The sequence below is a fragment of the Streptomyces sp. NPDC012835 genome (assembly GCF_042900885.1).
In the GTDB taxonomy this organism is placed as follows: domain Bacteria; phylum Actinomycetota; class Actinomycetes; order Streptomycetales; family Streptomycetaceae; genus Streptomyces.
This window is the reverse complement of record NZ_JBIBBW010000008.1, coordinates 184,896-198,689: the sequence shown is the minus strand read 5'-3', so window position 1 is coordinate 198,689 and position 13,794 is coordinate 184,896. Positions and strand designations below refer to the sequence as shown.

The 13,794-nt window shown below is 70.6% G+C and carries 9 protein-coding genes and 5 tRNA genes; 6 read left to right on the top strand and 8 right to left on the bottom strand.

Features of this window, described 5'->3' with window-relative positions:
• Positions 1–37: 37 nt before the first annotated feature.
• Entirely contained in the window at positions 38–697 is a 660-nt protein-coding gene (locus tag ACFY6S_RS28105) for a MerR family transcriptional regulator (RefSeq protein ID WP_388814628.1), read from the top strand.
• Positions 698–762: 65 nt separating this feature from the next.
• On the opposite strand, the gene ACFY6S_RS28100 is transcribed toward ACFY6S_RS28105, so the two are convergent.
• The 8 genes from ACFY6S_RS28100 to ACFY6S_RS28065 form a co-directional block, all read right to left on the bottom strand.
• Positions 763–835, bottom strand: a tRNA-Glu gene (locus ACFY6S_RS28100).
• An 18-nt stretch (positions 836–853) separates the two neighbouring features.
• A tRNA-Gln gene (locus tag ACFY6S_RS28095) sits at positions 854–925 on the bottom strand.
• Between the two features lie 16 nt (positions 926–941).
• A tRNA-Glu gene (locus ACFY6S_RS28090) sits at positions 942–1,014 on the bottom strand.
• 61 nt (positions 1,015–1,075) lie between these two features.
• Positions 1,076–1,148, bottom strand: a tRNA-Glu gene (locus ACFY6S_RS28085).
• Between the two features lie 18 nt (positions 1,149–1,166).
• A tRNA-Gln gene (locus ACFY6S_RS28080) sits at positions 1,167–1,238 on the bottom strand.
• Between the two features lie 216 nt (positions 1,239–1,454).
• Complete coding sequence (gene gltX, locus ACFY6S_RS28075) at positions 1,455–2,945, bottom strand: glutamate--tRNA ligase (RefSeq protein WP_388814630.1); 1,491 nt, start codon at positions 2,943–2,945, stop codon at positions 1,455–1,457.
• On the bottom strand, positions 2,938–3,723 hold the full coding sequence (locus ACFY6S_RS28070) for a fumarylacetoacetate hydrolase family protein (protein ID WP_388814632.1): 786 nt from the start codon (positions 3,721–3,723) through the stop codon (positions 2,938–2,940). Before ACFY6S_RS28070 ends, gltX begins: the two co-directional genes overlap by 8 nt.
• Before the next feature lie 196 nt (positions 3,724–3,919).
• On the bottom strand, positions 3,920–4,096 hold the full coding sequence (locus ACFY6S_RS28065) for a hypothetical protein (RefSeq protein ID WP_388814634.1): 177 nt from the start codon (positions 4,094–4,096) through the stop codon (positions 3,920–3,922).
• 573 nt (positions 4,097–4,669) lie between these two features.
• On the opposite strand from ACFY6S_RS28065, the gene ACFY6S_RS28060 reads away from it, so the two are divergent.
• The 5 genes from ACFY6S_RS28060 (at position 4,670) to ACFY6S_RS28040 (ending at position 13,794) form a co-directional block, all read left to right on the top strand.
• Positions 4,670–8,695, top strand: coding sequence for a nitrate- and nitrite sensing domain-containing protein (locus ACFY6S_RS28060; RefSeq protein WP_388814636.1), 4,026 nt, complete (start codon positions 4,670–4,672; stop codon positions 8,693–8,695).
• A 9-nt stretch (positions 8,696–8,704) separates the two neighbouring features.
• Entirely contained in the window at positions 8,705–9,118 is a 414-nt protein-coding gene (locus tag ACFY6S_RS28055; RefSeq protein WP_030351794.1) for a roadblock/LC7 domain-containing protein, read from the top strand.
• A 109-nt stretch (positions 9,119–9,227) separates the two neighbouring features.
• The gene (locus ACFY6S_RS28050) at positions 9,228–9,635 is read left to right on the top strand and encodes a DUF742 domain-containing protein (RefSeq protein WP_114621845.1); all 408 of its coding nucleotides are present in this window, start codon (positions 9,228–9,230) and stop codon (positions 9,633–9,635) included.
• Positions 9,616–10,203: an ATP/GTP-binding protein gene (locus ACFY6S_RS28045; protein WP_388814638.1), complete on the top strand. Its 588-nt coding sequence runs from the start codon at positions 9,616–9,618 to the stop codon at positions 10,201–10,203. The genes ACFY6S_RS28050 and ACFY6S_RS28045 overlap by 20 nt, the downstream gene beginning before the upstream one ends.
• 348 nt (positions 10,204–10,551) lie before the next feature.
• Positions 10,552–13,794: a nitrate- and nitrite sensing domain-containing protein gene (locus ACFY6S_RS28040; protein ID WP_388814640.1), complete on the top strand. Its 3,243-nt coding sequence runs from the start codon at positions 10,552–10,554 to the stop codon at positions 13,792–13,794.

Below are 13,794 nucleotides of genomic sequence, written 5' to 3'. Positions count from 1 at the left end.
TTGGATAGTGACACTCTCCAGAGGAAGGTGCAAGCGCGTGCGCATGGCGGAGCTGAGTCGACGCAGCGGAGTGGCCACCGCCACGATCAAGTACTACCTGCGCGAGGGGCTGCTGCGGCCCGGCCGCCGGGTGAGCGCCACCCAGGCCGAGTACGACGAGGAGCATCTGCGGCGGCTGCGGCTGGTGCGGGCGCTGATCCAGGTCGGCCGGATGCCGGTGGCCACCGCGCGGGAGGTGCTGGTGGCGGTCGAGGACGAGTCGCTCGACCGCCATATGCGCATCGGCGCGGCGGTCTGGGCGCTGCCCCACGGCGCGCAGGACCCGGCGGGGGACGCCGGCCGGGACGAGGCGCGGGAGGAGGCGACACGGGCCGTGGACGAGGTGCTGGAGCGGGTCGGCTGGGCCTTCGGCCGGGCGGAGGGCGACCGCTCCCCCGCGTACCGCATGCTGGTGGACGCCGTGGCCGGCCTGTCGCGTACCGGCTATCCGTGCGCACCGGCGGATCTGCTGGCGTACGCGCGCTCGGCCGCCGCCCTCGGCACGGTGGACCTGGACATGGTGGAGCGGTACGAGCCGGGCACCGGCCAGGTCGAGGCGGCGGTGGCACTGACGGTGCTGTACGAACCGGTGCTGCTCGGTCTGCGCCGGCTCGCCGAGGCCGAGGAGTCCAACAGGCGCTTCGGCTGCGGTGGTTGAGGGCGGGGCCGGGCACACGGAAGAGGCCCTCCCCGACCGGGAAGGGCCTCTTCTGTGATCTTCTGTACCCCCGACCGGATTCGAACCGGCGCTACTGCCGTGAGAGGGCAGCGTGCTAGGCCGCTACACAACGGGGGCGTTGCAGAAACATCTGCGCTGGGCTACCAGGACTCGAACCTAGAACAACGGAACCAGAAACCGCCGTGTTGCCAATTACACCATAGCCCATGGTCATTCAGTCCAGTACCCCCGACCGGATTCGAACCGGCGCTACTGCCGTGAGAGGGCAGCGTGCTAGGCCGCTACACAACGGGGGCCCTAGCGATCCTGCATCAACGTTTCCGGGTGCGACCCGAAGACGTCGGAGAGAAGGATCTGTACCCCCGACCGGATTCGAACCGGCGCTACTGCCGTGAGAGGGCAGCGTGCTAGGCCGCTACACAACGGGGGCGTTGCAGAAACATCTGCGCTGGGCTACCAGGACTCGAACCTAGACTAACGGAACCAGAAACCGTCGTGCTGCCAATTACACCATAGCCCACCAAAACCGAACCCCTACGGGGATTCCGCTCCGGCTTGCGCTTTCCGATCGGGCCTTTCGGCCTTCTCGGGCGGCGCAGGAAGAACATTACCTGATCGTGGACGGCGCTCCAAAACGAGTAAACGCGCCTGCGTACGGACACTTCCGAAGGCTGACGGCGGGGGCGGATCTCCACCGGGAGAGCCGCCCCCGCCGTCACGCGCGTACGTCAGGTCCTCACGCCGCCAGCTTCGCCAGCGCCGCGTCGATCCGGGACAGCGTGCGCTCGCGGCCCAGGAGTTCCAGGGACTCGAAGAGAGGCAGGCCGACCGTGCGCCCCGTGACCGAGACGCGGACCGGCGCCTGGGCCTTGCCGAGCTTGAGGCCGTGCTCCTCACCGGCCGCGAGGACGGCGTTCTTGAGCGCCTCGGCGTTCCACTCCGCCTCGGCGATCTTCGTCCGCGCGGTGGCCAGCAGCGCGTCGGCGCCCGGCTTCATGGCCTTCGCCCAGGACGCCTCGTCCGTGACCGGCTCGTCGAGGAAGAGGAAGTCGACGTTGGCGGTGATGTCGGAGAGGACCGTGACCCGGGTCTGGGCGAGCGGCGCCAGCTCCGCGAAGGCGGCGGCGTCGAAGGACTCCGGCGCCCACGGGGCGTAAGGGGCCTTCAGCCACGGGCCGCACGCCTCGATGAACGTCGCCACGTCCAGCTGCCGGATGTGGTCGGCGTTGATCGACTCGGCCTTCTTCAGGTCGAAGCGCGCCGGGTTGGCGTTGACGTCCGCGATGTCGAACGCGGCGACCATCTCCTCCATGGAGAAGAGGTCGCGGTCGGCCGAGAGCGACCAGCCCAGCAGGGAGAGGTAGTTGAGCAGCCCCTGCGGCAGGAACCCGCGCTCCCGGTAGAGATTGAGGGACGCCTGCGGGTCCCGCTTGGAGAGCTTCTTGTTGCCCTCGCCCATGACGTACGGGAGGTGGCCGAACGCCGGGATGTCCTTGGCGATCCCCAGCTCGATCAGCGCCTTGTAGAGCGCGACCTGGCGCGGGGTGGAGGACAGGAGGTCCTCGCCGCGCAGGACGTGGGTGATCTCCATCAGCGCGTCGTCGACCGGGTTGACGAGCGTGTAGAGAGGGGCGCCGTTGGCGCGGACGATGCCGTAGTCCGGGACGTTCTCCGGGGTGAAGGTCAGCTCACCGCGGACCAGGTCCGTGAAGGTGATCGGCTCGTCGGGCATGCGGAAGCGGACGATGGCGCTGCGGCCCTCGGCCTCGTACCCGGCCTTCTCCGCCGCGCTCAGGTCACGGCAGTGGCCGTCGTACCCGGAGGGCCGGCCGGCCGCGCGGGCGGCGTCGCGGCGCGCGTCCAGCTCCTCGGTGGTGCAGTAGCAGTGGTACGCGTGACCGGCGGCGAGCAGCCGCTCGGCGGTGTCGCGGTAGATGTCCATCCGCTGGGACTGCCGGTACGGCGCGTGCGGGCCGCCGATCTCGGGGCCCTCGTCCCAGTCGAGCCCCAGCCAGCGCATCGAGTCGAGCAGCTGGCCGTACGACTCCTCGGAGTCGCGCGCCGCGTCGGTGTCCTCTATGCGGAAGACCAGGGTGCCGCCGTGATGGCGGGCGAACGCCCAGTTGAACAGGGCGGTACGGACCAGTCCCACATGGGGGTTGCCGGTCGGGGAGGGACAGAAACGTACCCGGACGCCGGCGTCCGTGCCGGAGTGTGTGCTAGCCACGCTTGATCACCCTGTTGGTGAGAGTGCCGATGCCTTCGATGGTGACGGCGACCTCGTCGCCGACGCTGAGCGGGCCGACCCCCGCGGGGGTGCCCGTGAGGATGACGTCGCCCGGAAGCAGGGTCATGGCCTCGCTGATGTTGACGATCAGGTCCTCGACGGAGTTGACCATCTCGCTGGTGCGGCCCAGCTGTCGCTGTTGGCCGTTGACCGTGCACTGGATCGTCACGTCGGAGGGGTCGAGTTCGGTCTCCACCCAGGGGCCGAGCGGGCACGAGGTGTCGAAGCCCTTCGCGCGGGCCCACTGCTTCTCGGTCTTCTGGGTGTCGCGCGCGGTGACGTCGTTGGCGCAGGTGTAGCCGAAGACGACGTCCTTGACGCGCTCGCGCGGCACCTCGCGGCACATCCGGCCGATGACGACGGCGAGTTCGGCCTCGTAGCTGACGTCGTTCGAGAACGACGGGTACTCGATCGCGTCACCGGAGCCGATCACCGCGGTGGTGGGCTTGAGGAAGGCGAACGGCGCCGGCGGGACCTCGTTGCCCAGCTCCGCCGCGTGCTCCCGGTAGTTGCGGGCATAACCCACGACCTTGTTGGGCAGTACGGGCGGAAGCAGCCGCACCTTGCTCAGCGGGACCTTGGTCCCGGAGAGTTCGAAGTCGGCGTACGGAATGCCCTTGATGATGTCGAGGACGAGGCCGGCGGAGTCGCCGCTGCCTTCGCCCTCGACCGCGCCGAAGGCGACATTGCCGTCGATGGAGAATCTGGCGATGCGCACGGGATGCTGTCGCCCCTCACTTGCTCGCTGGTCTGGAGACTGACGCTCCAGGCTAGCGCGCGGCCGGGGGGCACCTCGTGGTGCGACCGCTCCGGCCCGCGCCGCCGCGAGGGGGCGAGGGGGGCCGCTGGACGCGGGCCGCCGGACTCATGTGATCGGCCGCGCGGGCGACGGGGCCCGTGCGGGGCGGTCGGGCCTACTGGGCGGTGGGGGCGACCATGAGCGTGGTGCGGCGGGGGTTGGCGGTGCGGTTCGGCAGGGTGACGGAGTGCTCCGGGTGCTCCGTGGGTACGAGGTTCTCGGCGTCGTCGAGGTGCGCCAGCGTGGTGCGGCGGGGGTTCGCGGTGGCGCGGAACATCATCGTCGTCTTCATCTCGGTGTCAGACCCTGTCGGAGTACGGGCGCGCGAGCGCCGGTTGTCGGATATGCCATCCCTGTAAAGCGTCAGGCTAGACAGCCAATTCCCCGCCGGAACCGGGATGCATCAGCGATCACCGTGTGAGTTTGCTCACGGATCGGTGGGCATTCCGCGCATTACGGACGGCCGTTGACGGTGGCAGAAACGGACATTGCCCTACTGAACGTTGCATTCCGCTGCTGATCATCAGGACTGGGACACCCCCCACCCGTACGCGGCTCGCCAGTAAAAGTCCGTTTCCTCCGCCAAGACTTTCTACGGGTCGTGTTCCGGTGCTCACGCCGTGTCATTCCGGTCACAGCGCCACCCATCGGCCTTGTTGGAGATCCTGCACTGTGCTGGAATTCCCCCCACCGCCGCGGGTTTCAGGTCCGGCGCGCAAGGGCGCAACGCAGCGCCGTGCGGCGGCGGGGAAGGGGAGCAAGCGCCGGTCACTCACGACCACCATGGGGAGCGTTCTGCGCCCCACGACGCCGACACCGTTCTTCCGTTCGCGGGAGGACGCCTGGTCCAGAGGTTGCGACGCTAGTGCAGGGACGTTTCAAGAGGGATAGCAGCGCTGCGGCGGAGCAGGAGCCCCGCGGCGGAACCGACCGCGGCTCCTCGCCCCAGCACACCCAGAACCCGGGCCCGGCGCCTTCGGGCGAGAGCGGCGGCCGCGGCGGCCCTCCCGGCGCGGCGTCCGCCGGCGGCCACGAGACCTCGGCCGATCAGCCGGGGGCGAAGGCCAAGGACCCCACCGATCCCGGCTCACGCGTCGCCCTGCGCAACTGGCGCATCAGCACCCGACTGGTGGCGCTGCTGACCCTGCCCGTGGTCGCCGCGACCACCCTGGGCGGCCTCCGTATCAACGACTCGTTGAACGAGATGCAGCAGCTGGAGCACATGCAGCTGCTGACCAAGATGACCAAGGAGGCCACCAACCTCGCGCAGGCCCTCCAGGCGGAGCGCGACGAGTCGGCCGGCCCCCTCACCAACGGCGCCGACGCCAAGGACTTCCGGGTCCAGGACCGCCGCACGAAGACCGACCGGGCGAAGAAGGGCTTCCTCGACACCACGGTCGACATCGGCAACACCGACGGCGACCAGGCGCTGGAGAGCATCCGCTCCAACGTCACCCAGATCGCCTCCCAGGTCAACGGCATCAACGACATCCGCAAGGACGCGTACAACTCGGACGCGCACTCGCTGACCGTCGACGCGTACAGCGGGCTGATCGACTCCCTGCTGAGCCTGTCGCAGGACATGGCCCAGGCGACCAGCAACCCGGACATGATCAAGCGGACCCGCGCGCTGGCGGCGTTCTCGTCCGCCAAGGAGTACGCGTCCATCCAGCGGGCCATCATCGCCGCCGCGCTCCCCGCCGACCCGAAGACCAAGGGCAAGCTCAACGAGAACGACCGGCTGTACGGTCTGGCCGCGGCGAAGAAGGAGCGCAACGCGCTCACCTCCTTCCGGGCGCTGTACGAGGCGATGGGCGGCGACGCCGAAGCGCTGATGGCCCCGCTCAACGGTCAGGGCAGCCCCGAGATCCAGGCGTCCGAGAAGTACGCCGACCGGGTGCTCGACCGCTCCGACGGCCTCGCCGCGCAGCCCAACCGCTCGTATCTGGACTGGACCGACCAGGCGTCCACCCGGATCGCGGCGATGAAGAACATCGAGGCCACGCTGCTGGGCGAGATGGAGGCCAAGGCCCGCGAGCTGCGCGCCAGCTCGCAGCGCGACGCGCTCATCAACGGCGCCGTGATCCTCCTCGTCCTCGGCGTCTCGCTGGTCGGCGCTTTCGTGGTGGCCCGCTCCATGATCCGCTCGCTGCGCCGGCTCCAGGACACGGCGACCCGGGTCGCCCAGGACCGGCTGCCCGAGCTGGTCAGGCAGCTCTCCGACTCGGACCCGCAGGACGTCGACACCTCCGTCGAGTCGGTCGGTGTGCACTCCAAGGACGAGATCGGAAAGGTCGCCGCGGCCTTCGACGACGTGCACCGCGAGGCGGTGCGGCTCGCCGCCGAGCAGGCCCTCCTGCGGGGCAACGTCAACGCGATGTTCACCAACCTCTCGCGCCGCAGCCAGGGCCTCATCCAGCGTCAGCTCTCGCTCATCTCCGAACTGGAGTCCCGCGAGGCCGACCCGGACCAGCTGTCCTCCCTCTTCAAGCTCGACCACCTCGCGACCCGTATGCGCCGTAACGGCGAGAACCTCCTCGTCCTCGCGGGCGAGGAGCCGGGCCGCCGCTGGACCAGGCCCGTACCGCTGGTCGACGTGTTGCGCGCCGCGGCGTCCGAGGTGGAGCAGTACGAGCGCATCGAACTGGCCCAGGTCCCCCCGACCGAGGTCGCGGGACGCGTCGTCAACGACCTCGTGCACCTGCTCGCCGAGCTGCTGGAGAACGCCACGTCCTTCTCCTCGCCGCAGACGAAGGTCCGGGTGACCGGACACGCGCTGCCCGACGGACGCGTGCTGGTGGAGATCCACGACACCGGCATCGGCCTGTCGCCCGAGGACCTCGCGGCGATCAACGAGCGGCTCGCCTCGCCGCCCACCGTGGACGTCTCGGTCTCGCGCCGCATGGGTCTGTTCGTGGTCGGCCGGCTCTCCCTGCGCCACGGCATCAGGATCCAGCTGCGCCCCTCCGACTCCGGCGGTACGACCGCGCTGGTCATGCTGCCGGTCGATGTCGCCCACGGCGGCAAGAAGGGCCCGATGGGCCGGCCCGGCCAGAACGGCCCCGGCCAGGGCGGTTCCGGTCAGAACGGCCCCGGCCAGGGCGGACCGGCCGGCGGCCAGCTGCCCGCCGGTGCTCCCGGCGCGGCCGGTGGCGGCCGTCCCGGCCTCGGCGCCGCGCCCGGCGGCTCGCCCGCTCCGGGCCTGCTCGGCTCGGGTGCGCCGCTCGGCCAGGTCGGCCCGGGTGCGAGCCCGCGCGCGGCGCTGCCCGCGCGGGACGGTACGCCGGGCGGATCGCAGGGCGGTCCGCAGGCCGGTCCCCCGCGCTCCGGCGGTCCGCAGGACCCGCAGCGCCAGGGCGGCGGCCAGCCCAGCGTCTTCGCCCAGAACGCCTTCGGCCCGCCGCCGCAGAACCGCGGCGGCCAGGCTCCCGCGCCCCAGGGCCAGAGCCAGGGCGGGCAGAACGGCGGCCAGGGCGGTCAGAGCGGCCAGAACAGCGGCCAGGGCGGTCAGGGCGGCCAGGGCGGTCAGAACGGCTTCAGCGGCCGTGCCCAGAACGCCTTCCAGCAGGGCGGCGCCCCCGCCCCCGGCGGCCGGCAGCTCCCGCCGCCCGGCGGACCGCGCGCCGAACTGCCCGGCGGCAACCCGCAGCCGAAGCGGCCCCAGACCACCAGCTGGGGCGCCGACCAGGCGTCGGGCGCGCAGCGCCCCTCGCTGGACGCCCCGCGCGGCCACGAGGAGCACGAGTCCACCGGTCAGTTCGCCCGGCCCACGGGCGACCAGCAGGGCCCCGCCGCCACGGCGGAGTTCCCGCGCCCGGACTTCACCGCGCCCCGACCCGGTCAGAACGCCCCGCAGGGCAACCCCCAGGACGCCGCGGCCACGGCCCAGTTCCCCCGTCCCGACTTCGGCGCCCCGGCGCCGACGGGCTTCGACGCGGACTACCACGGCAGGCAGGACCGGACCGACGGGTCCGGCTTCCGCCCGCAGACCGACTTCGGTGGCGCCCAGGACTTCAACGCCCCGCGGCCTCCGGCGCCCGCCCCGGTGCCCGGTTCGGAGGGCGGCTACCGTCCGCCGAGCCTGCCGCCGCAGCCGCAGCAGGAGGCGCTGCCTCCGGCCGGTCCGGGGGACGGCAGCACCCCGCTGTACGACAACCTGGAAACCAACTGGTTCCACACCCCGGAGCAGGGCGACCAGCAGCAGGACACCGGGCGCCAGGACGGCCGGCAGCAGTCCGCCGAGCCGGAGCCGCGGTTCCCCGCGCAGCCCTCGTCCGCGTCCTCGTTCGAGCCGCAGCGGTCCGAGCCCTCCGGGTACGAGCCGGCCTCGTTCGAGCCCCGTCGGCAGGAACCGCCGATGCCGCGGCGCGAACCGCTCATGCCCCGGCGGGATTCCTCGAACGGGCCGGGCGCCGACGGGTCCGGTGCCAACGGCTCGGGCGCCAACGGCTCGGGGTCGAACGGCTCCGCCTTCACGGGCTCCAACAGCTTCGGCACCATCGACTCGGGCACCAACAGCTTCGGTGTCCCCTCGGGCGACAACGGCTCGGGGAACAGCGGTTCGGGCGCGAACGGCGTGGGTGCCCATTCCTCCTGGCGCACCTCGCCCAACGACGAGCTGGTACGCCAGGCCGAGCGGGCCAAAAAGCCCCAGGCCGGCGGTCTCACCACCTCCGGTCTGCCCCGCCGGGTACCGCGCGCCAACCTGGTGCCGGGAACCGCGCAGGAACAGAACACCCAGGCCGGTCCGCAGGTCTCTCGTGCACCCGCTGACGTACGCGGCCGGCTGACCAATCTCCGTCGGGGTATCCAGCAAGGTCGTCAGGCGGGCAACACCGGCCCGGCGAACAACGGATTCAACCTCGGCACCTCTCACCAGCAGGAGCGTTAGTTGAGTCCGATGAGTCAGGCTGCGCAGAATCTGAACTGGTTGATCACCAATTTCGTGGACAACACCCCTGGGGTGTCCCACACCGTGGTGGTCTCCGCAGACGGACTTCTGCTGGCCATGTCCGAGGGCTTCCCCCGTGACCGCGCCGATCAGCTCGCGGCCGTGGCGTCCGGTCTGACCTCGCTGACCGCGGGGGCGTCCCGGATCTTCGAAGGCGGCCCGGTCAACCAGACCGTGGTGGAGATGGAGCGCGGCTTCCTCTTCCTCATGTCCGTCTCCGACGGTTCCTCCCTGGCCGTGCTCGCCCACCCCGAGTGCGACATCGGCCTGGTGGGTTACGAGATGGCCCTTCTGGTCGACCGCGCCGGTACGGTCCTCACCCCGGATCTGCGTGCCGAACTCCAGGGAAGTCTCCTGCACTGAGGATTCCAGGTACCGCCCCCAGACCCGACCACCGTCCGGCCGCCCAACCGGCCCCCCACCGGCCAAGTCAGACGGCACAAGGCATCCTGCTGTCACGCCCGGAGGATTCATGACCCCGCCACCCGCCTCACACGATCCGTACGGTGCCTCCATGGACGCGTCCTACGGCTCGGAGGGCGATCAGCCGCTGGTACGTCCGTACGCCATGACCGGCGGCCGGACCCGGCCGCGGTACCAGCTCGCCATCGAGGCACTGGTCAGTACGACGGCAGACCCGGCGCATCTCGCCACCCTGCTCCCCGAGCACCAGCGGATCTGCCACCTGTGCCGTGAGGTCAAGTCCGTGGCGGAGGTGTCGGCGCTGCTCACGATGCCGCTCGGCGTCGCCCGGATCCTGGTGGCCGACCTGGCGGAAGCCGGCATGGTGGCCATCCACCAGCCGGGCAATGGAGAGGCCGGCGGCACGCCGGATGTGACACTGCTCGAAAGGGTGCTCAGTGGACTTCGCAAGCTCTAGCGGCGGGGCAGGGACGGCGCGGTCGACCACCAGCGCGAAGATCGTGGTGGCGGGCGGCTTCGGCGTGGGCAAGACCACGTTCGTCGGCGCCGTCTCGGAGATCAACCCGCTGCGTACCGAAGCCGTCATGACCAGCGCCTCCGCCGGCATCGACGACCTCACCCACACCGGAGACAAGACCACCACCACCGTGGCCATGGACTTCGGCCGCATCACCCTCGACCAAGACCTCATCCTCTACCTCTTCGGCACCCCCGGCCAGGACCGCTTCTGGTTCATGTGGGACGACCTCGTACGCGGCGCCATCGGCGCCATCGTCCTCGTCGACACCCGCCGCCTCGCCGACTGCTTCCCCGCCGTCGACTACTTCGAAAACTCAGGACTCCCCTTCGTCATCGCCCTCAACGGCTTCGACGGACACCAGCCCTACACCCCCGACGAAGTACGCGAAGCACTCCAGATCGGCCCCGACACCCCCATCATCACCACCGACGCCCGCCACCGCGCCGACGCCAAAAGCGGACTCATCACCCTCGTCGAACACGCCCTCATGGCACGACTCAAGTAGACGGCGGGCCAGGGAAGTTGCCGTATACGAAGAAGGAGGTGGGCCATGTCGTTCGACACGGCCCGCCTCCTTGTTCATAACATTTCGACAGAGAATTCACGGGCTGCGGACACCCGACGCACTCGCCCGGTGCCACTGCGCTCACATCAGCCCCGCCTTTTGGCGGGGCTCGTTCTTTATGCCCGTTTTACACGCGGCTTGTACCACTCGGAATGGCTGATTCCTGCTGTTTGGATTGCGGCCCTTCCCCGTGCTGGAATTCAGCGACTCCTGAGAACTACGGCTGGTACGGCCCCTGAAACAAACGCGGCACGACGTAGGTGCCGACGCCGAGAGGTTGTTGGTCGAGTGAGGCGAAGCAAGACGGGCTCCGCGGAGCAGCAGGCGCGGGGCAATTTCACCCCGCCGCCGCGCGCCGCGGCGCCGCCTGCGGTCAAGGCCGCCTCGCCGCCGCCGGGAGGCAGTTCCAGCCGTTTCTCGCCGCGCAACTGGCGGGTGCCCACCCGACTGAACGCCATTCTCCTGATCCCGGTTCTGGTGGGTCTGGTGATGGGCGGCTTCCAGGTGAAGGGGTCCGTCGACACCTGGCAGGAGGCCCAGGACGCCGAGCGCACCGCCCGCGTCGTACGGTCCGCCTCGGAGTACGGCCTGGCCCTGCTCAACGAACGGGACCTCACCGCTCAGCCGCTGCTGACCAACAAGCGCGACGCCCCCGCCGTGGCCCAGGCGTACGCGGCCACGGACACGGCGGCCAAGAACTTCGCGGCCGCGGTCCGCGAGATGCCGCGCACAGCGGGACTGGAGCGCAGACTCGCACTCTTCAGGAGCGTGGAACCCACGCTGGTGAACATCCGCAAGACCGCCTACACCGCGGGGGTGGAGACCCCGGACAAGAGCGGTGACAACGGCGGTCCGGTGGCCACCGAGGAGAGCTACGTACCCCTTGAGCACACGCTCATGGAGTTCTCCAACGAGCTGGGCTACGGAAGCGGCAACAGCAGCAGCTACGGCCGTGCGGTCTACGCGCTTCAACTCGCCAAGGGCGCTGAGTCGCTCCAGCGCTCGATCGGTATGCATCTGCTGGTCAGGCCGAGCCAGAAGGACGACGTCAGGAGCGGTCAGACCATCGCGTTCTCCTCGTACGCCTATCTGGAGGACATCGCCGTCGGCGAGTTCGTCTCCGGCGGGACGGAGGCGGACCTGGCCAAGCTCCAGCAGGTGATGCGGGAGAAGACGGCCGAGGGGGCCAAGAAGCTCGCCTCGGCCCAGCAGCAGGCCATGGCGGCGGGCGAGGACTTCACCGCCCCGCCGAGCAAGGACGGCTCCGTACTCGACGGGATGGTCGCGGCCATCGCGACCGGCGACAACCCCGAGCGGCTCGCCTCGCGCGGGGTGACGCCCCAGGCGTGGCTGGCCGCCACCACCGCCAAGTTCGACGGCTACTCGGAGGTCGAGGAGGATCTGCTCGGCCAGGCGGTCACCGACGCGGCACAGATCTCGCGGGACGCCAGGAACAGCGCGCTCACCAACGGCGCCATCGTGGTGATCTCGCTGCTCGCCGCCTTCGTGCTGGCCGGCATGATGGCGCGGCAGCTGAGCCGCTCGATGCTGTCGCTGCGCACGGCCGCCTTCGGCATAGCGGAGCAGCGGCTGCCGATGCTGGTCGACCAGCTCTCGCGCGCCGAGCCGGGCCGGGTCGACACCCGGGTCAAACCGATCCCCATCGATTCGCGCGACGAGATCGGCGAGGTCGCCCGCGCCTTCGACCAGGTGCACCGCGAAGCCGTCAGGCTCGCCGCCGAGCAGGCCATGCTCCGGGGCAACGTCAACGCGATCTTCACCAACCTCTCGCGCCGCAACCAGTCCCTGATCGAGGGGCAGTTGACCCTCATCTCCGACCTGGAGAACAACGAGGGCGACCCGGACCAGCTACAGAACCTGTTCCGGCTGGACCATCTCGCCACCCGTATGCGCCGCAACGGCGAGAACCTCCTCGTCCTGGCGGGCGAGGAGCCGGGCCGCCGCTGGAACCAGCCGGTGCCGCTGGTCGACGTGTTGCGCGCGGCCTCCTCCGAGGTGGAGTCGTACGAACGCATCGAGCTGACCGGCGTCCCGGAGACGGAGATCCACGGCCAGGCCGTCACCGACCTCGTCCATCTCCTCGCCGAGCTGCTGGAGAACGCCACCACGTTCTCGTCGCCGCAGACCAAGGTCCGGGTCACCGCGACCCGGCTGCCGGACGGCCGGGTGATGATCGAGATCCACGACAAGGGCATCGGCCTCACCGCCGAGGACTTCGCGGACATCAACCACAAGCTGTCCAACCCCCCGGTCGTGGACGCCTCGGTGTCGCAGCGCATGGGCCTGTTCGTGGTCGGCCGGCTCTCGGACCGGCACGGCATCCGCGTACAGCTGCGCCCCTCGGGCGAGCAGGCCGGTACGACCTCGCTGGTCATGCTCCCGGACGCGATCACCCACGGCGGTGGCGGCACCGCGCCCGCCCCGGCCGCCGACTTCGGCACCGCGCAGACCCCGCCCGAGCAGCCCGCCCCGGTGGGCGAGCAGGTCTTCCGCAGCGCTCCGATGCTGACGGCGGCGGAGCTGGGTTTCGACGACTCCCGGTACGAACAGCCCGCGCGGGAGAGCGTCCAGCAGCCCGCCCCGGCCGACCGCTCGCCGAGGCACGAGGAGCGTCGGGCCGCGCTCGACACCCCGCCCGACGTCGCGGGGCCGCTCTTCCAGGACCAGGTGGACGGCCGCTACCGCGACGGGACGGACGGCGCGTTCGGACCGCAGGGGCCCCAGCAGCCCTCCTACGAGCAGAGCTACGCGCCGCAGCCGCCGGCGGCCGGTGCGCAGTACGCTCCGACGGGGTACGGGCAGTTCCCGCGGCAGCCGTATCCGGAAGCGTTCCCTCCGCCTGCCCCGCAGGACGAGTGGGCTGGTCAAGGTACGTACCAAAGCCCATTCGAACCGGAGCGGCGGACCGAACCGGAATCGGTGGACGGCGTTCCCGGGACCGATCGGGAGCGCGTAGGCTTCGACCGTCCTGGACCGTCCCCGAGCACCGTCCACGCGTTGACGGACGCGGGTCTGCCACGTCGGGGCGGCGGCCAGAACACCAGCCAGAACAGCGACAAGGACAACGCCCGGAGCAACGGCCGGAGTACGGGCCCGAGCACCGGCCGGAACCCCGGTCCCCACACCGGCCTCGGCGGGGACCACGGCACCGGTCGGAGCGAAGGCGCCGATGCCGGTATCGGTGCCGGTGCCGGGCAGAGCGAAGCGGCCGATCCGGAGGACTGGCGCTCGAAGAACGACGAGCGCTGGCACCGGGCCGAGAAGCTCCGCGAGCCCAAGGCGGGCGGAGTCACCACGTCGGGGCTGCCCCGGCGCGTACCCAAGGCCAACCTGGTCGAGGGAGCGGCGGAGCAGACCCCGCAGAGCGGCCCCTCCGTCTCCCGCGCGCCGGAGGACATACGCGGCAGGCTGAGCAGCCTGCGGCGGGGTGTCGAACGGGGCCGTTCGGCAGGAACGGACACGAACGGACCGGGCCGAGGCCCGGGCAGTACCTACAACCAGGAGCGTTAG